The organism is Achromobacter sp. 1012554356 (genome assembly GCF_059760815.1).
In genome coordinates this window covers 1-24,120 of sequence record NZ_JCBANC010000002.1, presented here as the reverse complement: position 1 = coordinate 24,120, position 24,120 = coordinate 1, and the positions used below count along the sequence as shown (strand labels likewise).

Below are 24,120 nucleotides of genomic sequence, written 5' to 3'. Positions count from 1 at the left end.
AAGACTGCTCTCCGGCCATTAACCGAAATTCAAGCACACCGGTCACGCGGTAGCGGAGAGGCCGTGCGCTCACAACACCTTTCGGTACTGAACAAAGCCGCTTCTATCGGCGATTTTGTCGTACAGGTGCATGGCATCGGTATTTGTCTCGTGCGTGAGCCACCAAACGCGGCTGCCGCCCTGCGCTTTTGCTACTGCGTATACATGCTCGATTAACGCCCGACCCACTCCTTGGCCGCGTAGTTCTGGGGTGGCGAACAGGTCTTGCAGGTACACGTAGTCTCCCGCAGTCCAGCAACTACGGTGAAAGATGTAATGCACTATGCCTACCAGTACACCGTCTTGTTCGGCCACGGCGCAGTGCATGGGCTCGGCAAGATCCAGAAAGCGCGCCCATGTTTGCTGCGTCACAGCCTCAGCGATATTGGTTTTGTAAAACGTCTGGTAGCCCTGCCAGAGCGTGAGCCACTGCGCGTAGTCTTGCTCATGGGCCAGTCGAATGTTCATGGTGTTTGTCCTTTCGATATTGGAGGTACTGCTGATCTAATGCCTTGCCGTGCACGGTTCAGCCGGCACAGGCGCGACTAGCCGTTGCCGAATGTCCACTAGCGACATGCACCGGCTGCCATCGGGTTCGACGTTGTCTGGTGCGCGCCAGGTTTCAATGGTCGCGTTCACAGTCAGCATTTGCAGTCCGTGATGGAGATCCACGCCGTGGGTTTTGGCGTTGATCGGTTCCAGTGGACGGATGCGGCCTTCTAGCCGAGTACGCCGGGATAGAACGAGCATCCCAACGGGACACGGGCGGGCCGATGGGCTGCTCGCATTCGATGAGACATGGATGATGTGGAAGCTCTTTCAGAAACGAGAAGGGCTCACTTTAAGACCGTCATGGCCTTATAGAAAGGGCCAGAAAACTAGATTCTTATAGAGCCACGACTTACAAACTAGCAGCTTGCGCTAATGAAAGCGCCACTCGACAAAAGCTGCACCGAGCCCTTGCAGCGACGCTGATGACGTTGGACGTTGCACCCCCAAGACAGGCGGATGTATGTGTGTGTAGGCCTTGACGCAGTGAACCAAATGTCGAAGTTCATTGAAGGTGGAAACTCGACATGATGTAAATCACGGACTTAGCGAAATTTGGTTCATTCACTTTGGCCGCAGTGGTTCATTGAACATCGCATTCTTCCCCAGAAAGTTCATTGAACTTGGGTGATGATTGGGACCATCACATCTCGAGGCCCACATGCCAGTGCGCCTGTCCTACCCTACAACGGCTGTGAGCTAGACGCGGTTGACGAGCGTCCGCCAGCGGCTGTGCAGTCAACCGGTCGTTGCAACACATCTTCTGCTTGCGCAGCCTCTAGTGTGTTGCAACGACCAGTTGAATGCACAGTCAAAAACTGCGCCGACGACTCCCGGCCAGGAGCGGTCGTCCAATGCGTGGCCGCGAACGGCAGGTTCTGGCTATTGCTGCCGCAGAGCTTCGGCAAGTCTGTGACCGCTGCCGCCGATACCGGACATTGATCCACTATCTGGCCAGACGACCGCTGTACGCCTCAAACCGGAAACTTGCTCGATCGCAGCGCGCAAGACAACCTGAACGGCAGCTTTCATCAGACGTAAATGGGTGCTTCCGACCCAGCCTGTAATCCCTTTAAATTCGTTTCCTCTTGCGGGGCTGTACGGTAAAGGGCGTCCGGCGCGAGGCGATTGAAAAAATGAGGCTTACCGGAACTACATAAGATTAATGTGGGTCGATAAACATCTTGGCGGCCGCTTCGACGCTCTTGCGGACTACCTCAGAACCAGCTGCTGCCTTGAAGTCATCTGGCAGCAAAGAGAGCGACTTTTCCACCTTTAAAAGCCAGAACTGCAAGGCGGTCCGTTCTCCATTTACCAAATCTCCAATCCGTGCCGTCACAAACGGCTGAACGTGTTCAAGCACTTTCACAGCGTAAAATCGATGGCTGCCGTCGCCGAGCATTGCATCGATTCGCTCAACCCCGAGAAGAATCGCATCAATGTTGAAAATCGCCTGACCCGTCCTCTGCTCCATCGCTCGCATCAGAGCTATGCGGAAAGCCTGAGTATCAATCTGGTAGGTTTGGAAACCGGGAAGCTTTTCGGCCTTTCTGTAGGCCGTGGTGATGAATTCGTCGGCCGCGTCGAGCCGAGGCTTTTCCGCCATCGCTATAGCATACTGAAGCCAAAAGAGTGGCTCCCCATTTACCCGCTCGTCGTATCGTAGGCGTTCATAGATGCTGGGAATGAATGTATCCAGATCTCCCTTGCCGCGCAAGGTTCTACGTAAGCTCGAATACGCCATCATGTCCGACATGAGAATTCGATACGGTCGCTCGCTTCGCCGCTGGGCCGCAGCCAGTGTCACCTCTACAACTGCGTCAGCGATCTCCTCTGGCGCGATGAATGCTGAGATCACAAACGAGGAGAAGATAGACGATCGAGCCCTGAAACCGTCAGCTGACGCCTCGAAAATCTCATGCGATAGATCCTCCAGCGGTTTAAGCGCTATAAATGGATCCCCGCCGATTACGTTTCTCATGAATGAGGCACTGACGGAGCCTTGATGAGTGGCGATCAGCATAGTCATAGTCAGAATTCGCCGAGTAGTCCTGTTTTCAAAGAGGGGGGCTAGGGCCTCTTTCACACGATCGCGGACTGCGGCATTTTCGAAAAGATCAAGCAACACGTCGCGGAGGTCACCGCGATGATCGAGATTAGGCGTACGAAGCCCTGCTCTCTCACACAGTCGGCCAAACGCGGCCATCTCTGGTCTTGTGAGGCCATTAAGGCTCACCCGGTCAAACGGCTTGGGTAGAAGCTTTACGAACTCATGAAAGCGGACCTCGAACGTCCCAGTTCGGACTTCCACTACGAACTTAGCCTGTGGAAGAGCCTCGTGAAGACCGCGCAAATTGTCCTGCGCGGACGAGTATTGGTCGACAAACAAGACCAATTTATCGACTTCGACTAGTGCCGCAACCTCGCGCTGAAGGTCCGGATGGCCAAACTGGAGCTGTAGACAGATCCATCCTCTCGAAGAAAGCTCGAACGCAAGTAGGTGAAGAAAAATTGATTTGCCGTTACCAAGGCGACCATCTACAACGAGCGATGCCTTGCTCTCGACAATATTCGCCGCAGCGCGCACCGAATCCGCCCGAGCAACTGCATACTCTTCACTGGGTTGCGATCGAGCAAGGCGACCAGGATCGAAATCGCCATAGACTAGAAGATCGAACACCTCGGTAGCAGTCGGACGAGCAACTGTCTTCTTATCACGAACGGGTGACAGCGAACGAAAAGAACGCAGATCATCCAGTGAGGGGGCAACTGAGCGTGGAGTGCACGCAAGAATTTCGGCGAAGCCGTCGGTGCCTATAAACAGCGTGCGTCCGTACTTCGCAGTGCGTCGTAAGAATGTTTCGTCGACGGTGGGTCCTTGAATGAAGACAGTTCGCTCGGCAAGCTTAGGATTGGCCATCAGCAAGCCGGCGATATGATAATCGGCCAGACTGTATCCAACTATATATAATGCGCTTGCGAATGCCAGATCGCGCTGAAATTGATCGTACCAGCGCGATTTCACGACATACTGGTTGACGTAAGATCCTTCGCCAAGAACCAGACTTTTCATCACATTTTCAGACGTGATCAGTCGGATGCTGCCATGAAGGTGCACTACTGCGCCGTGAGGCAGTTTGTTCGGAACTGGCTCCGAGACATCGTACGCATTCGGCGGTAATTTATTTTTTAACCGATGCAACTCGACCGCGTCGTCGTAGTTTGTCGAGTAAATGCGTCGCCAAGGCTCATTCAACACTGCTGTTTGGCCAGCAGTCAGCCCAGTCAGCCGGAAAATCCTATAGAGCTCATCTCGAAGCTTGCCAGAATCATGCTCGGCAAATTCCTCGCTGAGGATTTGTAAATCGTAGTCAGTTTCCGCTGGGAGGTTGAGTTGCTCGATAAAGTGGCGACGCAACCCCCTGCCGTTGGGCGGGGTCCCATTCGCGATATTGCTCGCGCCGAGGCTAAACCCAGAGCCTAAGAAGAGAATAGAGGACTCTGGATCGAGCCCTCCAATTACATCAATATTATGCGCCATAGCTCCTCCCAATCATACAATTTTCTAAGTATACCCAAGCTGGAACATCTGATATTGTGTGCCGCTGAAATCAAGGAGATGCAATTGCGGAGCTTCGAGGGAGCGGTTTTGTTCATCGACATGCTGGGTTTCAATGCCTTAACTAGGGGGAAACTTACGCTAGGTAGCGCAGAGTTAGCGCCATGGAAAATAGACCCAAAAGGAAAGTACCCCCACCAACTACTTGCCGCAAAAATATTAATCGAATTCCGCAAAGCACTTGTGCAGACAAACAAGGAATTTCCTGGCGTGAGAGTCGCTCAGTTGTCAGATTGCGCGTTCTTATGGGCCGCTGATGTGGGGAAAATTGCCGATGCCGGACGTTATCTTATGTATGAGGCTGCGTTGAAGGGGCTCCTGTGTCGCGGCGGCCTCGCCTTTGGCGACATCCACGAGCCGAGTAAGTCGAATAAATCGTTGGGAGCATTCATCGTTGGAGATGCCGTGACTCGTGCAGCAACATATGAGGCCGAGGGGAAGGGTATGCGGATATTTACTGATATGAATAGTGCTACTCGGGTAATGAAGACCCGTCCGAACGAGCGCTTTCAGCCGCTTCTCAATCCGTTGACTGGCGTGAACGTTGATGAATGGAAATGGTACGCGCCCAGCCCACAAATGTTGTCCGAGCAACGTAAGCCGCGACTCCGTCAGGAGTTGGAGCGTGTTGTCGGCTGCCATACGACACTACGCTTCTCGCCAAAGCTCTCTTGGAGCGCAACGACGGAAGAGGGCAGGCGTCAAATAGCCTGCTCTGTCGCTGCTGTGTCTGACGCCATGGAGCAACTTTCTGGAAATTCGGAAAAGTATCAGTACTCCGTCGAGAGCTTATTACTTTCCGATTCGGGTCGTTCTGACGCTGTCTGCCTGAAAATCCAGAAGAGATTTGTTGAGGAACTGTTCGACTACATGCAGAGTAGGTGACTAATCAAATAACAACACGGTTGGTTGCACGTAGCCGAAAGCTGCTGGTTGCAAACTGGCTGCTTTCGGTTATAAGCGGTCACCTGAAAATTTTGGTTGAATGCCCGCTCAGGCTGGAAACGGCCGTTTAGTTGTCCCACTCGATGAGTTGCAGCAGTTAGTCGCTGTGCGGCCGGCGCTCGTTGCAGAACTGGCACCAAGTCTCAAGTAGCACATTAGTTTCGGCCAGAGAGCGGAACCATTCCCGGTTGAGCGGTTCGTCGCGCAGCTTGCTGCTGAAGCTCTCGACGAAGCCGTTCTGCCAGGGCTTGCCCGGCGCGATGAATGCCGGCCTGATGCCCTCCTCATCCGGCCAGTGCATGACCGAGCGGGCGGTGAACTCTGGCCCGTTGTCGCCTCTGATGTTCTCCGGCCTGCACTAGATGTGCATCAGCCTGGAGAGCACCAGGATCGAATACGGGGAGCGGATGGCAAGACATTCGTGCGTGTGCTCGTCCAAACCCCATAGCAGCTCAAGCTGTCGACGCGGCATGCGACCGTCGTAGTTGATGGGGACGCATGACCGCAAAAAATCTTCCACTGCGCCGCAGTGACGGAGCCTTTCCTCAATGCTTACTGAAATCCTTAAGAACCAGAACAAGCTTAGGCCAGGGCAGCTGGGAGCGCTCCTCGCCCTCCAGTCCCACTTCCTTGGGGTGCACCGGAATACCGTGGCGCAAGTCCATCTTCCGACGGGCTACGGCAAGACCCTCGTGATGCTTCTCGCTCAGCAGCTTTTTAGTGACAACGGGCAGACCTGGGTTGTCTGCGGGAAAGATGTCTTGCGGGAACAGCTAGTCGAGAACTTTCAGGCGCTGTACGGGGAGCACCCAGTTGAGATCCACCCTCCAAGTGGAGCCATCGCGCGCGAAATCACGGGAGCCCGCGCGCCATTAAAGGGAGCATCACCACCCCAGGTACACCTCAAGAAGGGGCTTACCGACGCCAGCATTCCGCCTAGCGGGACGAAGGTGGTGGTTTCGACTCCGACCTCACTTGCCAATTACTCTCCAGCGAGCAGCGCGGCTTGCGTGGTGTCAAGCGGAGACGCCGTCAAGCTCATCTTGATTGACGAAGGGCACCACCAGCCTGCGAAGACATGGTCCGAAATCATCGCGAAGAACCCGGGCGCCAGGGTCATCCTCTTCACTGCGACGCCATTTCGGCGAGATCTCCAGCAGCTTGCAGGCAGGATGGTCTTCAGCTACGCGCTAGCCGATGCGGTCGATGAGAGCGCAGTAGCCGACGCAAAGATTCACCGCCTACCTTTCACCCCTAAGGGCACAGAGTCCGCCCAGAAGGCAGATCAGCGCAAGGACGAGTTGGTCGCAAAAGCCTGCATTAAACTCGTTTCGCAACTGCGAATGGACCACCCGGACGCGGCAGCGCTGATCAAGTGCAACACCGTCGCGCGGGCTCAGCAACTGCAAGCAACCTATCAGGCGCTGCTGACAGGACATCCGAAGGGCGTATTGGCCCTTCATTCAAAGCTAAGTCAGGCTGAACGCTGCACTGCTTTGGGTCTACTTCAGAAGCGGGACTACTCTATTCTGATCTCAGTCGAGATGCTGGCAGAGGGTTTCGACCAAGACAATATTTGCGTCCTAGCTGTTCATGACCGCATCGCTGACTTCAGTCACTTCGTCCAAGTGGCTGGGCGGGTAACCCGCTCCGTGTCCGGCCGTAGCGACATCGTCGTGTGTGAAAGCGACATGCCTCTGGAGCTCGCCAGTAACCCGCAGATGTCACGCCTGAGGGATGTCAGTGACGCCCTTCGCAGCGCGGTTCTTCGCGAGGAACTGAGAAGCGAGCTGCTTACGTCTATAGAGGACGGCGAGATCCCCTCCGGCCAGTTGCAAGCCGCCATGGATGAGCTCCAGCTCGGCAGACATGCCTTGGTGCTGGCGGTTGACAACAAACCGAGGGCGAAGGCAGCACCCATAGTCTTCCCGTCGGCTCCAGCCGTATTCGGCAAAGTCGAGGTGATTGGGTCTCACACAGAATCGCTCCCGATGGGCGAGATGTGGGTTGGCGTCATTCGGACCCCAGACCCTCAACGATGGCTGGGCGACCTGGACACGCTTTCCGTCAGGCATGGGCTTCTGCTTGCCTACGCTCCGAACGTTTCCACCGAGGTCAAACGGCGCATTATTTTCATTTCTGCATCGAGTGAGCACCGTCCGTGCGCCCACGATCTGGTGAAGGAGATCGAGAAGTCACACAAGCTGCGCCCCGTCGCTCTCAAAGACCTGAAGTCTGCGTACTCCAAGCCTGACCGAGTCAGCTACTACAACGTTGGGCTGCGTTCTCGGCTTCCCTCGCCTCTCGTCGAGCGCTACCGCATCATCACCGGCAACGAAGTCGAGGTCGCCCTGGACGGGGAGACGGCTCGGGGGTTCAACCAGGGTCACCTCATGGGTAAGCTGTTCACGACCGTCAACGGCGCGGTGGACACTGAGGTTTTGGGTGTGAGCAGCAGCGGCGTTGTATGGGCGGCTGGCACGACCACGCCACGCGAGCTGTGCTCGACGTGGCTGCAGAACCTCGCAGAGCTGGTGACCTCCGGATCCAAGCCTCGTCCGACAGCACTCGAGCGACTTCCCGCGACTGAGCTTTTGAACATCGGGTCGCTGACCAAGGCAGCTGGCCTGCTCGGCGTCTGGGGTAGTCAGAGCATTGAACGCCAACTAAAGCTGTTCGGCGGAGGCTCTACACCATGGGAGATGACACTCTCAGACGCCTGCATCACCTCAATCCAGACCATCCCTGCCGACGGCAAAATCACCTTCCGACTGCAGGGTACCGCTCAGCTGGAAGCGGGCGGAACTCTCGCGGTAGATGAGTTAATCGAGCAGACCGACAGTTCGAGCATGTTTGAAGTATCGCCTGAACTCGAGGTTGAAATGCTCGGTGGCGTGGGTCGGACAACGCTGTGTCAGCACCTCAAGATGGACCCGCCTCTGCTCTATCTGCAGGACGGCTCAACAGTCCAAGGTATGCAGCATGCGCCGCCCCTGTCGGGGATGAGCTTCGAGTTCCTCAAGGGCACTCTGTTTGTGGCCGACTGGTCCAAGTGCAATACGAACATCGAGAAGCCAGCGAACTTTGAACCTTCCAAAACGAAGCGAGCGCCTGGCGCGCCAGCGCACGTGAAGCCGACTGACTACGACCCAGCGGATGACACAGATAATTCGATCTTCAAGCTGGTTGCTCAGGAGTTGATGGCACTCGTGTCGAAGCAGAAGCTGGACTTCGTAGTCTGCGACGACGATTCGTACGAGATGGCGGACTTCATTGCTGGCAAGAAGACGTCCGCCAATACCGCATTGATCCAGTTCTACCTTTGCAAGCGGACGCTCAGCCCGCCCGGGATTAGATCTGAGGATGTTGCGGAACTTTGGTCTCAGGCGCTACGAACGTCTCAGATTCTGACGCCTGAGGCCTTGTTGGTGCGTTTTCGCGAGCGCAAGCTCAACCGGATGAAGCTGACCCCAGCTGTGAATAAATCAAAGCGCATTGCTGAAGACTTGCTTAAGCCAGGCATGGACGTGACCTTCGAAGTAATCCTGGTCCAGCCTGGCATCGACGTGGCCAAGCTCCAAGCCACCAAACCTGGCAGTCCCGGACCCAAAGCGACTGTCAATCATGCGTTCGTCTCAATGGCCGCAATTTTCCAGCGGCGCGGCGTTCGGCTGCTGGTTGTCGGCGATGTTGGCAAAGCTGCTGTAAAGACCGCTGCGCGAAAGTCCACTAAGGCCCGTCCGGTCAAAGTACCTGCACCCTCTTCTTTTGATGACATCTTCAAGCGGCCCTTCATTTGAATGAGCCGCGGGTACTCACTCAGGTCATATCGGCGAATGAACGCGGTTGAAGTCGCCACGTTTTCAAACCAAGTCTCCAACCTCGCCATGCTCTATGCGCGTACAGAAAGCCTCTCTCGGCGCCAATACGTCTTCAAGCGTTAACCACTGTAAATTGCCCAGGGCCTCGAGGAGGCTCGGCAAGCCTCAGTCCACGGTTCAACCTGAGCATCGAACGACCGCTTTCGAGCTTCGAGTTCTGCAAGGCTTAAGATCTCCCACGCTGCTTTCCAGCCACTCGTAAACAATACGTGAGCGACCGCACTGGTCGACAGCCGAAGTCTTCGTTGCTTGAAGCGCTCCGGTCGCCCTTACCACGAACATCTGGCCAAACACGAAATTACGAAACTCAGCTTTCGTAGCCACACACCCTTCTCATCAAAAGATCGGTCAACACCTACCAAAAACCAGTTTTTCACGAATCAAGTTGAAGAGCTCTGCCTGGTAAACGGCGTCATCCAGGGCGTCATGGTTGCCGGAGCTTTCAGGGTTCACAACCTTCTCAATCTCGCTAGAGCGAGTCGATTTCCAAGCGCAGTCGGAGGCTCCGAAGTACATCGACTTGATGTCGAGTGCTGCAATACCGAAAGGGTTCTCGCCCAAGAATAGATGGAAGTAGTAATTCACGAAGCTCCAGTCGAAGGACGCGTTGAATCCTACGAACACTACGGTCTGGGCAGCACTAGCAACGGACTCCACCCATGCATTGAATTGCACCATCGCCTCGCGTGGATCTAGGCCCTCCTCACGAAGTCTCTCAAGTGACAACCCGGTCACCTCCAAGGCCGCAGGCACGAACTCTTGCGAGATGGGCTTAATCAAGCAAGAGAACTGCTCAGCCGGGTTCGACGCCAAGCATGCGCCAATTGACAGCATGCTGTACTTCCCAGGAATCGGCCCCGATGCCTCGATGTCGACCGATACGAAAACTTCCTTTTCGTCTTTCATAAGCACTCCGTTTGAGCTGGTGCCTAGATGGCAGCCGCAGTTTCGCTACCCGGAACCATACCGCTACAACGATCACTATGCAGCCGCAGCGGAGCGTGAGCGGAGCCTTCCGAGTCGATCAAACGAATTGCTGCTCATTTATCCTCCATGACTGGGGATGGCCTCATCGCCAGAATCGAGTCGGTCAGATCTTTGAAACTAAGCGGACGGTTAGGGAAGGCTTTCGCCATCGCCGTAGGGTACAAGCGAGTCCGAATATCGGAATATGTCCATGCTGGCAGACCGTTGCGCTCTCCAGTGACAGTGGTCAAGTCGTTCAATTGGTTGTCTGTGAGATCCATGCCCGCCAGATCCATGCTGAAAAGCTCTTTCCGAGCAACAGCGTCTGGTCGTGTGAACTCTTCAACGATGGCTGCGCGACGGCGAAGTGCCGCGTCCAAGACTGAAAGCCGATTCGTGCATAGAATCACCACGATCCGACCGCCGTACTTGCGCAAGTCATCCACGCCTTGGATCAAGGTGTTCACAGCCACCTTATCTTCGTGATGGCTCTGACTCTGCGACCTGGAAGCCGCGATCGAGTCACCTTCATCGATGATGAGAATCGCTCTGCGTTTTTTGCCAGCTGCCTCTACAACCTCCGCAAAGGCTTGGGTCAAAAGAGTGCCCATCTCTCCGACCTTGCCGGAGCCACGGACTCTGTTGCTCAGTTTAAACAGCACCGAGTCCTCAGCATGTGAGTCTCGCACGATGCGGTTAGCAATGCACTCCACCGTCGCTGTCTTCCCAGTACCGACGTCGCCATGAAAGATCACGAGGGGGTACTGATCGGCAACCAGAGTGCAAATTGGCAACACACGTTTATGGTGCACTCTGCTCCACTCGGACAATTGGCTCTGATTTAACAACAGTTGAAGTTGGCTTTGCACACGCTCGTAGCGATCCGAAAACCCGAGCAACACTTTCTCGCGCGCGGTCAGTTGAGCTTCCGGCAGTTCAATGGCCGAGTCAAATACAGTGCTGTTGCTCATCGAATATAGTCCTTTCGTTCCATGCCATAACCGTTGCTAGAGTATTCACGACCGCCCGCCTGGGTTAGCTGAGAGTGGCTAATGTCGTCGTGAGAAATCGTCCAGTTTTCTTTCAACTTTCCAGACATTCTCTCGCGCGCTTGCGCGGTATAGCTATCGTTGTAAGACAGAACGATGCGCAGATGCGCCCCCTGAACCTTCGGCCATCGCGCATCACCTGGGCGCTGGTTAGCCAAAGAACCAGACTCATTGACATAGAACCGGGTGGCCTTCTGCTCGACTCCATGACTAAGCAAAGTGAGATCCGCAAACTTGAGGTAGCCATTTTTGGCCAGTAGCTCAATGTCATTGGCCCACTGTCTCGCTTTCGCCTCAGACACAGCTTCGCTGCTGGACGCGTTCATCACCAGATCGGCGGTTATCCGCCGCATGACCGCTTCGATGTCAGTGGTGGTGTAGGTGGTGGATTGAGTAGCGCTGTAGCTCATGCTGCATCCTCAACTTTGAAGCTCTTACCGAACAGCTCTTTCCAAATTTCGAGGTCGTCCTCCTCCGATGCGAAATGCGCGGTTGCCCATGACTCATCGGCGAGCTTGATGATCTCCTTGCGCTCGTCTTCAGTGATTCGGCTGGCCACATTGTTCGTGTCGCATACCGGATCGATGATTACGACCGCATCTTTGAAGTCGAGAACCCGCCCGTTCTCAGGAAACTTGATGACGTCCTTGAGTCCTGACTCGGCGATGTAAAGGAGAAAGTCACGGAAACGCCTTTCCAACGAGCCGGTCGTCCCTTTAAGCTCAAGGACGTAAGCCATGATCAACTCGATGTGGAAAGATTTGAGCGGCACCTCCTTCGATGTACGCCAACGCTTGGCCAAGCGCACCAATGTGCGAAAGTCCGGATCTTCGCCCTTCCGAACCTTGACGAAGTTCACCTGGCACGGCGCGCAGGTTTCGGTTTTCGAGCCGTCAATCCGGTCGAACTGCCAGCCGTAACCTTCCTTTTTAGGATTTTCGATCACCGGGACGATATCGACCTCAAGCCCTGTACCCACAAAGGTGACCTTTGCGGCCTTGCGCTGAATTTCAAAGTCTTCGACCGACTTGTTTGGATACAGCTTAATCAGGGCGTCGTAGATTTTCTGGCTGAGAGTCGCGAAGGTCTCTTCATCGACTTTCTGGCCGCTAATGTAGAAAACAACGTCGACGTCGGCAGGGTGCAGAGCATTGGGCCGCAAGATGGTGTGCTTGGCGAAAGATCCGGCCTTTACCACTTTCTTGATGGTGATCTTGTCTTGCTTTTTTAGACTGTCCTTAAGCGCTCCGATTAGGCTGTCGACTTGGTGGCCCAAAAGGAAGTTGCCCGGCAGCTGGGCGTATCTCCCACGTTGGTCAACTTCATGATCAAAGACGCGCTGACTCACTGCCGCCTGCGGCTCAAACGCTGAGCTCGCCCAGCAGCGCCGCCTCCGTCGGCGCCCGCTCCGGCGCCTTGCCGGCCATCTCCGCGCTTTGCACGATCTGCCCGTTCTCCATCCGGATGATGCGGTCGCCCAACGTGAAATACCGGTCGTCGTGCGAGATCACGACGACGCCCTTGCCGCGCGCGCGCAGCTCGGCGAGCACATCGCGATAAAAGACTTCCTTGAACGTCGGGTCCTGATCTGCGGCCCATTCGTCGAACAAGAGAAACGGGCGGTCTTCCAGGCACGCGGCCACCAATGCAAGCCGTTTGCGCTGGCCCTGGGACAGCGCGCGTGTCGAGAACGCGCCCCCGCTTACGGTCACTTTGTGGTCCAAGTGCAGCTTTCGCAGCCACTCGTTGGCCTTGGCGTCCAGCCCTTCGGGCGGCAGGCCGATCAGCGTGTCGAACAGATGGAAGTCGGAGAACACCGCGGAAAAGCACTGCCGATAGGCATCCCGATTGCCGTCGTCGATGGGCACCCCATCCATCGCGACCTGACCGCCCTCGGGCACATACAGACCGACCAGCAGCTTGGCCAGCGTCGTCTTGCCCGACCCGTTGCCACCCACCAGAAAAACGACCTCTCCCGCCTGCAGTCGCAAATTGACCGGTCCTAGCGTGAAGAGATATTCCTCTCTTTCCCGGAAATAGGTGTGCGTGACAGTCGTCAGCCGGACTTCGCTGGCCGGCCAGTCGCGATGCGCCTGCGATTCTGTGTTGACCAATTCGTCAGCCAGCTTCTCGATGCGCGCCGCGGATATCTTGGCGTTGTTGAAAAGAGGAATATTGTTCAGCAGGTTTTCCAGCGGCGCCATGATGTACAGAAACACCAGCACGTATCCCGTCGCCACTGTCGGCTCGAACGCGCCCGCATACGTCGGATAGAACACCGTGAAGCCGATCAGCACGAAAAACATAAACCGTCCCCAGCTTGCCGACACCGAGAACAGCGACAGCGCCATGGCGCGGTTGTACCGCACGGCCTCGATGGCGCTAGCCGTCTCCTGCTCGAACGTGGCGCACTTGTCGCGGTTGAGCTTGAGCTCCTTGCCGCCGGCCGACATCGACTGGAAGCGCCGGAACAGGCGGTCCTGATCATCCCCGGCCTGCCGCAGATAGCGCAGCACCTTCCGGTGGTTCAAGAGATAGCCGGCCACGCCGACGGCCAGCACGGCGCACGCGATCAGGAACGTTCGAGGCGACAGCCACGCCAGATACGACAAACCGCCCAGCACCGTCACCGTGTTGCCGATCAACACCGGCATGCCCACGAAAAAGGCAGACACATTGGCCGTATCGTCCGCCAGCAGCGCCTGCACACGCCCTTCGCCCACTTCTTCCACCCGCCGAAACGGCGCACTGGTCAGCCGGTGGAAGATGTACCAGCGCAGATTGGCCTGCGTGCGCTGGCTCAGCCGCATGAAGAGAACGCTGGCGGTCGTCTGCGCCAGCACCATCACCAACGCCAGAGCCGCGAACATCGCGACGCCGCGCGCTACCCCATCCGGCAGCGAGCGCAGCGCATCGTTGATGGCAGACAGCAGAAAAATGCTGGCCGCGCCATAGGCCAGGCTGGCCAGTGCCGCCGCCAGCAGCAAGCCGCGCGCCGCGGCCAAGAGCATCTTGAAAATTCTCATCAGGGCATCCTCGTCGCAGTGCGCGGCATTTCACCGCCACATATCAATAGACGCTTTTCCCCACTTGAAAATTAGTAGTCGTCTTGCCGGCCGCCTCTTGTTGATCGTGCCAAAGATCTTCGGACATGGAGACGGGATCGCCAGGTTCCGAGCGGCCCACGTTGTTGACCCGCACGTCGATGCGGCCGTAAGTCTGCATGCACGCCCGCACTAGCTCCGCCACCTGGCGCCCATCCGTGACATCGCACTGCTGTACCGTGACCCTGCCGCCTTCGGCGGCGACGGCCTGGACCGACTGTCGTGCCGCGTCGATGTTCAGGTCGCAATCAAAAATCGCGGCACCTTGCCTCCCAAGCATTGCCGCGGCCGCTTTTCCGTTGCCCAACCCTCGTCCAACGTCCCGCAACCGGTCACCAGAGCTACCGTGCCATCAAGACGAAATATCCCGGCTTCAGAGAAAGATCGTGAAGCAAGGCTAAGCCAGCGAGGCCCTGGGGCTAAGTTCCGATTTGAACGGGATTGATAGACAAAAAGAATGAAACAGACCACGAGACAATTACGAATCTTCGTTCTCCTGGCCGAAACGTTAAGCTTCCATAGAACGGCCGAGATACTGCACGTCACTCAACCCACGCTCAGCAAACTGCTAAAGGAAGCAGAAGAGACCCTGGGCGTCCAACTCTTCGAGCGCACGACCCGCATGGTGCGTCTTTCGCGCGAAGGCCTGGACATTCTGGAGATCGCGCGCAAGATTACTGCGACGCATGAAGAAGGCATGCTGGAATTGGACCAGCGGCTACGTGGTTGCAACAATCGCGTAGCCGTCGCAGCTAAGCCCACACTCGCGGCTTCGCTGATTCCGTTGTTAATTGAGAGCCTCGCGCGCATGCTACCCGCAGATCTGGGTTGAGATCTACGATCCCATCGCCAGCGAGGCGCTGCAGTTGCTGCGGCAGCGGCGAGTAGATATCGCCGTGACTACGATGACCGAGGAAGATACCTCCGATCTCGTCTATCAAGAATTGTTTACCTAGCCCTTCGCCCATTGGCTCATGTTCGCACATGCAGCCTCGGCCCGGATACCCCTTCGGAGAGCGAGTGGGCCAGTTGCGACGGTCAACGCTCTTCGCCTTCGAGACATGCGCGCCAGCGCCTTGGTGAAAAGACCGATCCTCAGGCCCCGGTCCCTCGAAAAAGCCATGAACTCGGCCAAGACTTGTCCATTACGCACATCGGGGCGCAGCAACACATCGATGCGTCGATCACTAGGACGGATTCGAGGTAGCGCGAGCTTTCGCATACGCGTGTGTGTCGCAATCCACCGATCCTCTAGCCGGCGATCGTATTGGGCGTGCTGCTGGCTTGCCCAACCCTCATGCCTGCCATGTGAACCCTGCCAGCCAATCCGCTCAGCGTACCTGCCGCTTCCGCAATAAGTTGAAGGGAAACAGCGATCCGCTGGCCTCTGAACGACGCGGGTTGCGCATTCTCTGCGCAGGACAGGGGCGCGCGCTTGCCGCGGACGCTCACATTCCCATGTTCAATGAACTATTTCGCCCGATTTTCAAGTTGAGTGAACAACTTCCGCGCTTTGCCAACTTCAGTGAACCAAAAGTGCACCCGATCTCATTTGCAACGGCGACGCGCAAATTCAGTCGTTTTTGGTCTGATTGCCGCGCTCCTTGGCCACACCCCGCACGGCACCTCGATCTACACATTTGTTACACACCAACTTCAGTGAAACAAATCTCAAGTTGAATGAACTTCGACAGTCGAGAACAGATATCGACGCCAAGGATTGGACGGCGATTCGCGAGCCACGCTATCGACGAAGCGTCCCGAGGTTCAAATCCCCTACTCTTGGTACGAGCAACCTTTGACTCTTCCGAGTTCTGGCGCTTGCTCGGATTTGAGGAGGCTAATCCCTTGGTTATAGGGTACCGACGGGATCTGATGGCTCAGAAGCTCAATATCCCGCGTCCCCTGCCCGCTGATTTGAACCGCCACATGGCGGTGATCGACTTCTTTTCGGGACACCACCGGGCAGAGAATTTCATATCCACCCAGCATGCCCTGGCTGTCGAGGTGTCGGAGACCGAGCTGGCCTTCGACGCTGTGGTCGCCGAATACGATCCGAGAAGCTTCGGCCAAAGCGAGAAGCTTTTTTTTCGCGTGACCCTCGATATCCGAGCGTTGATCCCGGCCACGCGCTGCGACACCACGCAGGCCCTGGAATTGGGGGTTGTTGAAACGGATTCGGGCTATTCGTTTGACCGTCTTCATGTCAATCTGCGGGGTATCCGCCAGGCGTAGGCATCCTCCGAGTCAGGATGCGCGCCCTGGCCGTCAACCATTCCGAATGGTCGCGTTTTACTTTGAGTTCAGTGCTTAAGCGTTGATAGCATCCTGAAGGTCTATAGCCTTCCGGAGGATTCGATGTCCACTAGCTCTCCCGCCCTTCTCGACCGCGTCCGGCCGCATGAATTCAGAGCGGACATTCTCGAGGCTCAACTACTCAATGTCATCGCAGACGATTCCGTGTCGGTGTACACCATTGACAAAATTCGGGAATGCGTCGGAAAGCACGTAGCCGGCGAAGGTTTCTTCCTGCTGCAGAAGACCGAAGATCAACAGGTTCTCCACGACAGCCTGGAAGTGCTGCTGTACACGCCGATGTCGAAAATTCCGAAGTCGGTCTTGCACCGACTGCCTGCAGTCATCATGCAGTACGTGGTACTTAACAGAAAGCTGGGGCGCAAACTCATGGGGCCTGAAGCGTGGCTGCGCGTGAAGGCTGCTTACGAAAAATTCGCAGCAGAGCACGACCCCCATGAACCATATGAAGAGGAGTCTTCACCGCTTCAGAACTTAGAAACGGGTGTGCCCTCCACCTCCTGGAGGCGGCGCCTCGTATCAGTCTTCTTCATCCAACAGAGTTGACTATCGGATCGCCCGTCTGCTTTCGTAAGAGCGCTGGCGTAGCGGATGCGTCACGGCGCGGCCAAGCGTGTTTGGAAGACGACTACTCCGGAAGGCCCCAATTCCTTTCTGCATCGTTCCGTCTGTTCGACTTGTATGGCGTACTTTGCTCATGGACGACTTCAGCGCCATCGGGTCCTTTCCATCGGAGTTCGATGGAATAGCCCTTCGTGGCGCCGGAATTGCTCTTGTATTGCAGTACAGTGCGCGACACCTCGACGCTGCCGATCATCATAGTGGCATGCCCCATCTTGTTCTTCCCGTGAAAGAAGAAGAATTCGTTCACGAGATCGGGCGTCAAAGCATCGGGCGATATGGCGGCCGGATCCGACAGCAGCGCCTCCTTTGCCTCTCGCATTATCCGCGCGCGGATACGCTCGGCCTCATGCAACTCATGGAACCCTCGACCGTCCGCGGCATAGGCAACAAGCGTTTCTGCAGGCTCGCCAGACGGACGTTTCATTGGCAACGCTCTGTCTGCATACAGACTCAAGAGAAGCTGAGCGCCCTGAGGACTCGTCTTGTGAGCGGAGTAATACTCCTCTTGCTTCACTTCCTCCAGCGCCGCGAGGAGAATCTTCTTGCCGCCGACGTCTACAGCAAGCGGCTCGCCGTCCGGATCGTAGCCGGGCTCACAACAAGGAGCCAGCGCGTCTTCAATCCACTTCCCAATCAGCTTCATAGCTGAAAGCGGCTTGACGCCGGGTAGCAATTCGAGCGCGTCGCGTAGACGCATAATCTTAAATTCAGCTTGCATCAGTTTCCTTTGGGCTCAACGTCTTTCGACGGTCAACAGTCTCGTTTGCTTGCCGCATCCACCTCGCGCGAGCGGGATGATGAGCTTTGGCGTGCAAGGCCTGAAAGGGAAAAAGACGTTCGATGTTCAGACACCATACCTCGGTTCCCGTCCGTAGGCGGTTCACCGCCGAGGCTCCTCTTCTCCACCTTCCCCCTTGAGCCTCACGCCTGCCGGAATCGTAGACCGCCCCCGGTATCCGTTGCGTGCGTTCATCGGCACGTGAATCTGCTGCTTGGGCGCGGCGCGCTCGCCGTTCAACTCAACACCACTCGCTTCGGCCTGCATCCTAACGTAGCCGCGCAGCATCTTTTCGTTATACGTGTACCAGCCGGCGCGACCATCCATCGACTTCAAGATGGAGCCGAAGCTAGGCTGCTTGAGCTGACGCAAGCGCTCGCCGAACTTCGCGCGAGATAGCGTCACCGGCTCCATGCGCTTCTGGCAAATCATTTCGTACGACACGTACATCATCGCGATGTCAGCCTGCAGATCGTCGCCATCGGCGGAGGCCCACACCACCGATTCGTAGTCTCGGTCGCGGTACAGTACTGCCTTCTGATACGGACGCCGTAGCTCCGCGGTGATGTCACCTGTTGCCGCGTGCAGACCGGCGATATAGTGCTTTGGACCAAGGACTTCGACGAGCTCCTCGGACGTGAATGCATCCCAGAGCATCTTCTCCATGATCAAATGAATATAGTAGGGATAGCCGTCTGACACGATACCTATGCGGTAGGCCATATTGATGTCGAGGTCGAGCCCGAAGGCGTGCGCCGTCTCCATCGCGATCTCTTTCCTGCCCTCCCAACCTAGCCTGGCCAGCTCAACAGTCGCGAGCTGCCGGTACGCGGACTGATGCGCGCCCAATAAGTCATCGAGCGACGATCCTACACCCGTGAAGATGAATTTGATCGGCACTTCTTGATCGCCGATCGTCTTCAGCAGGGCAGCAAACTTGTTGCGCTCGGAGACGTCTGCGATGGTGTCGAACTCGTCCAGGACGATCACTGGCTCGCGGGAATGCAGCTTACCAATTTCCGCAAGCAGACCAGCTGCATCTCCGATGGTCTTGATGTGGGCTGCCAGGTCTACGGGCGACACTTCTTCGACTGAGTTAAACGACAAGCCTCGCCACGAAAACCCCGCCGAGGATTTCGTCGAAACCTTGTCCACGTGCGACCGGTCCAGAGCGTGGTAAGCGACATTCGAGATGATCGAAGTGAACGTCGCATCAGCTGATCCTGACACGGTAATGGGGGCGCCGTCCGCCGACTGATAGACGTTGGCAGCAGTGTGCGCGAGTGAACTCTTTCCGACCCCTCGGTCACCGAAAATGAACGCATGCCGGCCAGGCATAACGAGCGCTCGCCGGATCGTCTCAAGCTCTTTCTCTCGCCCCCGAAGGTATTCAATTGAACGAATGGGAAGCGTGGGGCTCAAGGTAGCTTGAAGCTTCTCCACGAAAGCCTTTTCGTCACGCAATGATTCGATCACCTCTGCCCCTTTAGCGGTATGAACGAGCTATTTTGCCCCATCTCGAAAATGACGTATGCAAGCTCTAAGAAACGGCCGCCCGGTGGCGAACATTACGCGCACGCGCCACCCCCGAATTCGCCAAACATAATGTCGACAATACACGTTCCCAGAGGTGCAAATAAGGTGGTTAGAATTCAGACCTCGCAAGGAAATCAGGCTTTAAATCAGTGATGATCGATGTGCTGGCGGACAACTACAAGAGCGTTCACCACCGCTCCTTTATGCAAACGCGTTATGAGGACCAGGGCGCCTTTAGTCCGGTTTTCCCGCGCGATTGGGCTTTCGACGTTCTAGGCGAGTGGCGCCCCCAACTTCCGGCGACCCCCATGACGAGAACGGCCCTGAGGACCTTTTGCACGTCCGACGCGGATGTTCTGGACTGCTACCTAGCCGTCATGGCATGGGGGCGTCAAGATGCTGCGCGCGCCGGACGGGTCAGGGCACTGAATACATGGCGCCGGAATCAAGTTGCCATCTATCAACATCTTGAAATCCTACGACGCGAAAGGCTCAACCGGGCGGAGGCCTTCACCCTATTCTGCGCTCTCGGGCGCATTCCTGGGCTCGGCGTTGCGTTCTTCACCAAGCTCCTCTATTTTTTTGCGCCTCCAAGTCCCGCCGGCGCGGATCGGTACATCCTCGATCAGTGGACTGCCAAGTCGCTCAATCTCCTTGCGGGTGAACCGGTCATTCACATGTGTCGCAGCGGAACCGTCACCAGGCGCAACACCTCAGAGATCTACGAAGCCTACTGCACAGAAGTTGAGGCGCTGTCAGTCCTTCTGAATGCGAACCACGTCGACGCACCGTTGCGTGCCGAGGATGTAGAGTTGATGCTCTTCTCATCCGGCGGCCGGGGAAAGCCGCAGCGTCCATGGCGTCAGCATGTGCTCGCCAATTGGGGAAAAGACACCACTAGACGTTTCAGCCGCCGCCTCACTACAGACCGAGCGCTACGTCTGAGAACACTGATGAATGCAATGCTCCACGATTCCCAATAGACCGGCACATATGTCTTTCCGCAAAATCTTCCTGACCTCTCTCCTAACCTTGTGCAGCGCGGCGACGGCGTTGGCTGAGGGCGTGCCGGCGCTTAAGGTAACGGCGCCGAACGGCCAAACGAGCATCATGATCGGAACCCTGCATGTCCCGTATCCGGGTCTTGTGCAGCCCGCCCCCACACTGCTGAATGGGCGCAAGCGGTTGGTGGTTGAAGGGTCTGTCACCCAAGGCCCCCAGCCGAAGGCGCCTTCGCTTTCCGAATTACTCGATCCAGAGGCGTACCAAGCTTTTACCGCGGGTCTCGGGTTTAAGCGCGCGCCTTGGGCGGCACATCTTACGGAGGAGCAAACAAATCGACTCTTACACGGCGTACAGTGCCTAGTGCCGTCAATGACGCCAGAGATGTTCGAGATGTTCCTGGCACACAGAACTGCACGGGCGGTCTCGGGATTTGCCTATCTTAGATGCGGTCCTGAATGGGGCAGTTCGCGGGACGAGATCCTGGCCCAAGCAGCCACAGCCCGCGGTATCCCCACTGACATACTGGAAACGCAAGTGGACATGGACCGGCGCCGTAAGGCCGTACCCCCACGTTATTACGAATCCGCGCTCGCAGACGCGTTCGCCCCCGATGTTGATGATCGGTTCCGAATGGTGGTCCAAGCGCTTAACAGGGGCGACTATGCCGAGGTCCTGTCGGCAACGCAAGGACGTCCGCGTTATCCCGAAGACGCTGAGGAACACAATCGCCTCATGCTGGTTGAGCGCAATTTGGAGTGGATCGCGCCGCTTCGCAGATACCTCGACGAGGGCAACGCGGTAGTTGCCGTGGGCGCTGGTCACCTTCCTGGCCCCCAGGGCCTAATCGCCCTGCTACGTCGTGAAGGGTATCAAATCGACCCCACTGTCGTCCCAGCCCAATAACTGTGGGGCAACCAGTCTTCCGCATTCATTCGATGCGGTGATGAATGTTCCCAGATCCACAGGCAGGACATTTCGCAAGGGGAGTCTGACGGCAGATATGGAGGATACGAAGCCTCTGAAACGTGCATACCAAAAATGGAGTATGGCGACTCTACCGGCCTTCTTAGATGATCTTTGTACCCCAGGCGCTCACGGCACGCCGCACGCTCACGGACATCAAAGCCAGTCTCAGCTTGGTTCCTCGTTGGACCGAAGAGGGGGAATCATTTGACCGCTGTATATTTGTCTAGACGGGGCAGGGCATTCGCGAGGTGGCGCATGAGTTATCAAAAAATTCTTCGAATCACAATCATGTTCATCCTGATTGCTGGGCCCAGCTTCGCGTTTGCACGTTGGCAAGCAACAGTCACTTGGCAAATCGGGCCAGGACCTGGCACATATAAGGGCATCGGCGAGTCCCAGGGTGAAGCCTTTTTGGCAGCCCAAAATCTCTGCTATCAAGCTCAACCACTCGATGATTGGAAAGCATATTGCCTGAACGCGCCTGCAAAGACGGAGTACACCGCGCTTCCTGGGGGGAGCTACATAGAGAGTTGCGGCAATTGTCGCCCTGAAAACAACAAACTCGTATGCGATTGGTGCAAGCCGGTGCTTGAGCGTCGTGAACTTGATCTTTCTACTTGCCCGGCCAGCCGCTTAGATCACATCCAAAACTGTGGTGGCGATCTCAATTGCACCACTGGTTGTTGATTGAATGCGCCCTTCCCTGCTGACTGCCCGCTCGCCGCACCCATGAGTCCAACACCTTCGCAAGGACTGTGATGGCTGGGTACATCTGCGATGATCGCCACCCTGCTTCAATCCGCGCAAGGCACCTATTGAGGGCAAACCGGTAGATCGACCGGCTGGCTGCCGGCGTGCATAAAATCGCCGCTCGTCAGGCCTACTGTTATTCGCCAGCAGACGCCGGCGCGCTCGGCACGCGTTGTTCCACATGAACCACATTGCGCTCGGCGAAGGTGATGTGTTCGCCCAGGAAAAAGCCGTCGAACTCCGGGCCAGCATCGGGCTGGCCGGGGAAGCCGATCACCACGCCACCATAGGACTCGTGATCGATCAGGCCGTCGTGGACGCGGTCGAGCCAAACGCGCGCTCGCAACATCGGACCGACCACTGGCTGCAGATGCACGAAGTCGCCATTCTCGATTGTGGTTCGCCGCTGGTCACGGGCTAGATCCCAACCGCGCGTGTGGCCGTCGGTCTGGTCCGTGAAGTCCTGCGGCACGCGCCGCCCGCAGGTCATCTTAAAAAATCGCCATGCGGCCAGCGGGATGGCTTGGGTGCCAGCCTCCCAGCGTTGGACTTGGCGCTCCAACACGCCGAGGATCGAAGCGACTTGCGCCTGAGTGCGGCGGGCCTCCAGACGGCGTCGTTTAAACGTGGGGCCGTCCGGCGCGCGTTCGGCCTGGCGGGCGTTCGAGTTCATCATCTTGGGCTCCTTACCCGTCCTAAAGACGCCCCCCATTGTATCCCGTCATTAGGACGGGTAAAGACCTTTACTTGAAAAGGGATAACGACGGCGTCATGCCGCAAGTGTGGCGACGCTTGCGGCCCCGGTGTACCCGCATACCCGTTCTGAACAGAACGCAAGCGATATCACGCTGGACCGCACACGGCACGACATGCGCGACGTGGCCGCCGCTAGGTGTCTCAGCCGAGTTGCCTTCCGACAGGCACGAAAGTTGCTGCACTCTCGGGTACCACCACAAGAAGGAGGTCTTCATGTCAGATGATCTGAAAAACCGGGGCGCCCAGGATCGTTCGCGCATTAACGTGAATGAGACCCACGAGCTGCGCTACTGGACCAAAGAACTGGGTGTGACTGATGAACAGCTGCGCAACGCCGTGCAGGCGGTCGGCGTATCAGCAACGGCGGTGCGAGAGCATTTGACGAACAAGGGCGGCGGCAAGCACTCGTAGCGGACGTCAAGGGCAGGACCGTGGACAATGGCCGCAGATTTATCGTTTATCGGTCCCTGACTCATCAGGAACGGTTCGAGCTCCGCTTGGAGATTGGTGAAGCCATGCGGCGCTGGTTGGTGATCAACGGCGTCCCGCTTGACCCAAAGGCGAGACGCATCGCAGTGGAGCAGCCGGCGGCTCCCGCTGTCGGTCGGAAGCGCAAGGGACATCCTGCCGTGTCACCACTCAGCGGGGAACCGATATCCGTGTGGGATGCCGGAGAGTGGCACTCGGCTGGCGAGGAGCGCGGATACGAGGCCGGCCATCTGAGGTTCAGCCTTAACGGCAAGTGCCGCAATCCACCGATCCTCTAGCCGGCGATCGTATTGGGCGTGCTGCTGGCTTGCCCAACCCTCATGCCTGCCGTGTGAACCCTGCCAGCCAATCCGCTCAGCGTACCTGCCGCTTCCGCAATAAGTTGAAGGGAAACAGCGATCCGCTGGCTTCTGAACGACGCGGGTTGCGAATTCTCTGCGCAGGACAGGGGCGCGCGCTTGCCGCGGACGCTCACATTCCCATGTTCAATGAACTATTTCGCCCGATTTTCAAGTTGAGTGAATAACTTCCGCGCTTTGCCAACTTCAATGAACCAAAAGTGCACCCGATCTCATTTGCAACGGCGACGCGCAAATTCAGTCGTTTTTGGTCTGATTGCCGCGCTCCTTGGCCACACCTCGCACGGCACCTCGATCTACACATTTGTTACACACCAACTTCAGTGAAACAAATCTCAAGTTGAATGAACTTCGACACCCGGGACAAGTAGCGCCCCAATATGTAACAG

The 24,120-nt window shown here is 56.7% G+C and carries 21 protein-coding genes and 1 pseudogene; 10 read left to right on the top strand and 12 right to left on the bottom strand.

The window, feature by feature from the left end; genetic code table 11:
- Positions 1 to 69: 69 nt before the first annotated feature.
- Positions 70 to 507 carry a GNAT family N-acetyltransferase gene (locus tag AC6LJW_RS01120; protein WP_498086243.1) on the bottom strand — a complete coding sequence of 146 codons (438 nt, stop codon included), beginning with the start codon at positions 505 to 507 and terminating at the stop codon, positions 70 to 72.
- 1,243 nt (positions 508 to 1,750) lie between these two features.
- Positions 1,751 to 4,129 (bottom strand): SIR2 family protein, encoded by a 2,379-nt coding sequence (locus AC6LJW_RS01115; protein WP_498086242.1) that lies wholly within the window; start codon positions 4,127 to 4,129, stop codon positions 1,751 to 1,753.
- A 108-nt stretch (positions 4,130 to 4,237) separates the two neighbouring features.
- Between AC6LJW_RS01115 and AC6LJW_RS01110 the strand changes: the two genes are divergently transcribed.
- On the top strand, positions 4,238 to 5,092 hold the full coding sequence (locus AC6LJW_RS01110) for a hypothetical protein (protein WP_498086241.1): 855 nt from the start codon (positions 4,238 to 4,240) through the stop codon (positions 5,090 to 5,092).
- A gap of 163 nt (positions 5,093 to 5,255) precedes the next feature.
- On the opposite strand, the pseudogene AC6LJW_RS01105 reads toward AC6LJW_RS01110, so the two are convergent.
- Positions 5,256 to 5,636: pseudogene (locus tag AC6LJW_RS01105) on the bottom strand (integrase core domain-containing protein); the annotation flags it as partial.
- A 64-nt stretch (positions 5,637 to 5,700) separates the two neighbouring features.
- Here AC6LJW_RS01105 and AC6LJW_RS01100 point away from each other — a divergent pair.
- Positions 5,701 to 8,952 carry a DEAD/DEAH box helicase gene (locus tag AC6LJW_RS01100; protein ID WP_498086240.1) on the top strand — a complete coding sequence of 1,084 codons (3,252 nt, stop codon included), beginning with the start codon at positions 5,701 to 5,703 and terminating at the stop codon, positions 8,950 to 8,952.
- A 429-nt stretch (positions 8,953 to 9,381) separates the two neighbouring features.
- Here the strand turns inward: AC6LJW_RS01100 and AC6LJW_RS01095 are convergent, their stop codons facing one another.
- The 6 genes from AC6LJW_RS01095 to AC6LJW_RS01070 all read right to left on the bottom strand — a co-directional run bounded on the left by AC6LJW_RS01095 (position 9,382) and on the right by AC6LJW_RS01070 (position 14,459).
- Positions 9,382 to 9,939 carry a 3'-5' exonuclease gene (locus AC6LJW_RS01095; protein ID WP_498086239.1) on the bottom strand — a complete coding sequence of 186 codons (558 nt, stop codon included), beginning with the start codon at positions 9,937 to 9,939 and terminating at the stop codon, positions 9,382 to 9,384.
- Between the two features lie 134 nt (positions 9,940 to 10,073).
- On the bottom strand, positions 10,074 to 10,970 hold the full coding sequence (locus AC6LJW_RS01090; RefSeq protein ID WP_498086238.1) for an AAA family ATPase: 897 nt from the start codon (positions 10,968 to 10,970) through the stop codon (positions 10,074 to 10,076).
- Positions 10,967 to 11,458, bottom strand: coding sequence for an HORMA-1 domain-containing protein (locus AC6LJW_RS01085; RefSeq protein WP_498086237.1), 492 nt, complete (start codon positions 11,456 to 11,458; stop codon positions 10,967 to 10,969). Before AC6LJW_RS01085 ends, AC6LJW_RS01090 begins: the two co-directional genes overlap by 4 nt.
- Positions 11,455 to 12,396 carry a CBASS oligonucleotide cyclase gene (locus tag AC6LJW_RS01080; RefSeq protein WP_498086236.1) on the bottom strand — a complete coding sequence of 314 codons (942 nt, stop codon included), beginning with the start codon at positions 12,394 to 12,396 and terminating at the stop codon, positions 11,455 to 11,457. The genes AC6LJW_RS01085 and AC6LJW_RS01080 overlap by 4 nt, the downstream gene beginning before the upstream one ends.
- Positions 12,397 to 12,409: 13 nt before the next feature.
- Positions 12,410 to 14,074: a cyclic peptide export ABC transporter gene (locus AC6LJW_RS01075; RefSeq protein WP_498086235.1), complete on the bottom strand. Its 1,665-nt coding sequence runs from the start codon at positions 14,072 to 14,074 to the stop codon at positions 12,410 to 12,412.
- Positions 14,075 to 14,117: 43 nt separating this feature from the next.
- Positions 14,118 to 14,459: an SDR family oxidoreductase gene (locus AC6LJW_RS01070; protein ID WP_498086234.1), complete on the bottom strand. Its 342-nt coding sequence runs from the start codon at positions 14,457 to 14,459 to the stop codon at positions 14,118 to 14,120.
- A 150-nt stretch (positions 14,460 to 14,609) separates the two neighbouring features.
- Between AC6LJW_RS01070 and AC6LJW_RS01065 the strand changes: the two genes are divergently transcribed.
- The 3 genes from AC6LJW_RS01065 (at position 14,610) to AC6LJW_RS01055 (ending at position 17,014) form a co-directional block, all read left to right on the top strand.
- Positions 14,610 to 14,984 (top strand): LysR family transcriptional regulator, encoded by a 375-nt coding sequence (locus AC6LJW_RS01065; protein WP_498086233.1) that lies wholly within the window; start codon positions 14,610 to 14,612, stop codon positions 14,982 to 14,984.
- A gap of 1,043 nt (positions 14,985 to 16,027) precedes the next feature.
- On the top strand, positions 16,028 to 16,387 hold the full coding sequence (locus AC6LJW_RS01060; protein WP_498086232.1) for a hypothetical protein: 360 nt from the start codon (positions 16,028 to 16,030) through the stop codon (positions 16,385 to 16,387).
- 123 nt (positions 16,388 to 16,510) lie between these two features.
- Positions 16,511 to 17,014, top strand: a complete 504-nt coding sequence (locus AC6LJW_RS01055) for a hypothetical protein (RefSeq protein ID WP_498086231.1) — start codon at positions 16,511 to 16,513, stop codon at positions 17,012 to 17,014.
- A gap of 82 nt (positions 17,015 to 17,096) precedes the next feature.
- Here AC6LJW_RS01055 and AC6LJW_RS01050 read toward each other — a convergent pair whose 3' ends face one another.
- Both AC6LJW_RS01050 and AC6LJW_RS01045 read right to left on the bottom strand, forming a co-directional pair.
- Positions 17,097 to 17,810 carry a hypothetical protein gene (locus AC6LJW_RS01050; protein WP_498086230.1) on the bottom strand — a complete coding sequence of 238 codons (714 nt, stop codon included), beginning with the start codon at positions 17,808 to 17,810 and terminating at the stop codon, positions 17,097 to 17,099.
- A gap of 162 nt (positions 17,811 to 17,972) precedes the next feature.
- A complete protein-coding gene (locus AC6LJW_RS01045; RefSeq protein WP_498086229.1) occupies positions 17,973 to 19,346 on the bottom strand; it encodes an ATP-binding protein in 1,374 nt (457 codons plus the stop codon).
- Positions 19,347 to 19,558: 212 nt separating this feature from the next.
- Between AC6LJW_RS01045 and AC6LJW_RS01040 the strand changes: the two genes are divergently transcribed.
- From AC6LJW_RS01040 to AC6LJW_RS01030, 3 genes are all read left to right on the top strand, one after another.
- Positions 19,559 to 20,389, top strand: a complete 831-nt coding sequence (locus AC6LJW_RS01040; protein ID WP_498086228.1) for an 8-oxoguanine DNA glycosylase OGG fold protein — start codon at positions 19,559 to 19,561, stop codon at positions 20,387 to 20,389.
- Positions 20,390 to 20,399: 10 nt separating this feature from the next.
- Positions 20,400 to 21,314 (top strand): TraB/GumN family protein, encoded by a 915-nt coding sequence (locus AC6LJW_RS01035; protein ID WP_498086227.1) that lies wholly within the window; start codon positions 20,400 to 20,402, stop codon positions 21,312 to 21,314.
- A gap of 318 nt (positions 21,315 to 21,632) precedes the next feature.
- Positions 21,633 to 22,064 carry a hypothetical protein gene (locus AC6LJW_RS01030; protein WP_498086226.1) on the top strand — a complete coding sequence of 144 codons (432 nt, stop codon included), beginning with the start codon at positions 21,633 to 21,635 and terminating at the stop codon, positions 22,062 to 22,064.
- Between the two features lie 199 nt (positions 22,065 to 22,263).
- Here the strand turns inward: AC6LJW_RS01030 and AC6LJW_RS01025 are convergent, their stop codons facing one another.
- The gene (locus AC6LJW_RS01025) at positions 22,264 to 22,803 is read right to left on the bottom strand and encodes a helix-turn-helix domain-containing protein (protein WP_498086225.1); all 540 of its coding nucleotides are present in this window, start codon (positions 22,801 to 22,803) and stop codon (positions 22,264 to 22,266) included.
- Between the two features lie 293 nt (positions 22,804 to 23,096).
- On the opposite strand from AC6LJW_RS01025, the gene AC6LJW_RS01020 reads away from it, so the two are divergent.
- A complete protein-coding gene (locus AC6LJW_RS01020) occupies positions 23,097 to 23,294 on the top strand; it encodes a DUF3606 domain-containing protein (RefSeq protein ID WP_498086224.1) in 198 nt (65 codons plus the stop codon).
- 20 nt (positions 23,295 to 23,314) lie between these two features.
- Positions 23,315 to 23,650, top strand: a complete 336-nt coding sequence (locus AC6LJW_RS01015) for a DNA polymerase ligase N-terminal domain-containing protein (RefSeq protein WP_498086223.1) — start codon at positions 23,315 to 23,317, stop codon at positions 23,648 to 23,650.
- The last annotated feature ends 470 nt before the right edge of the window (positions 23,651 to 24,120 follow it).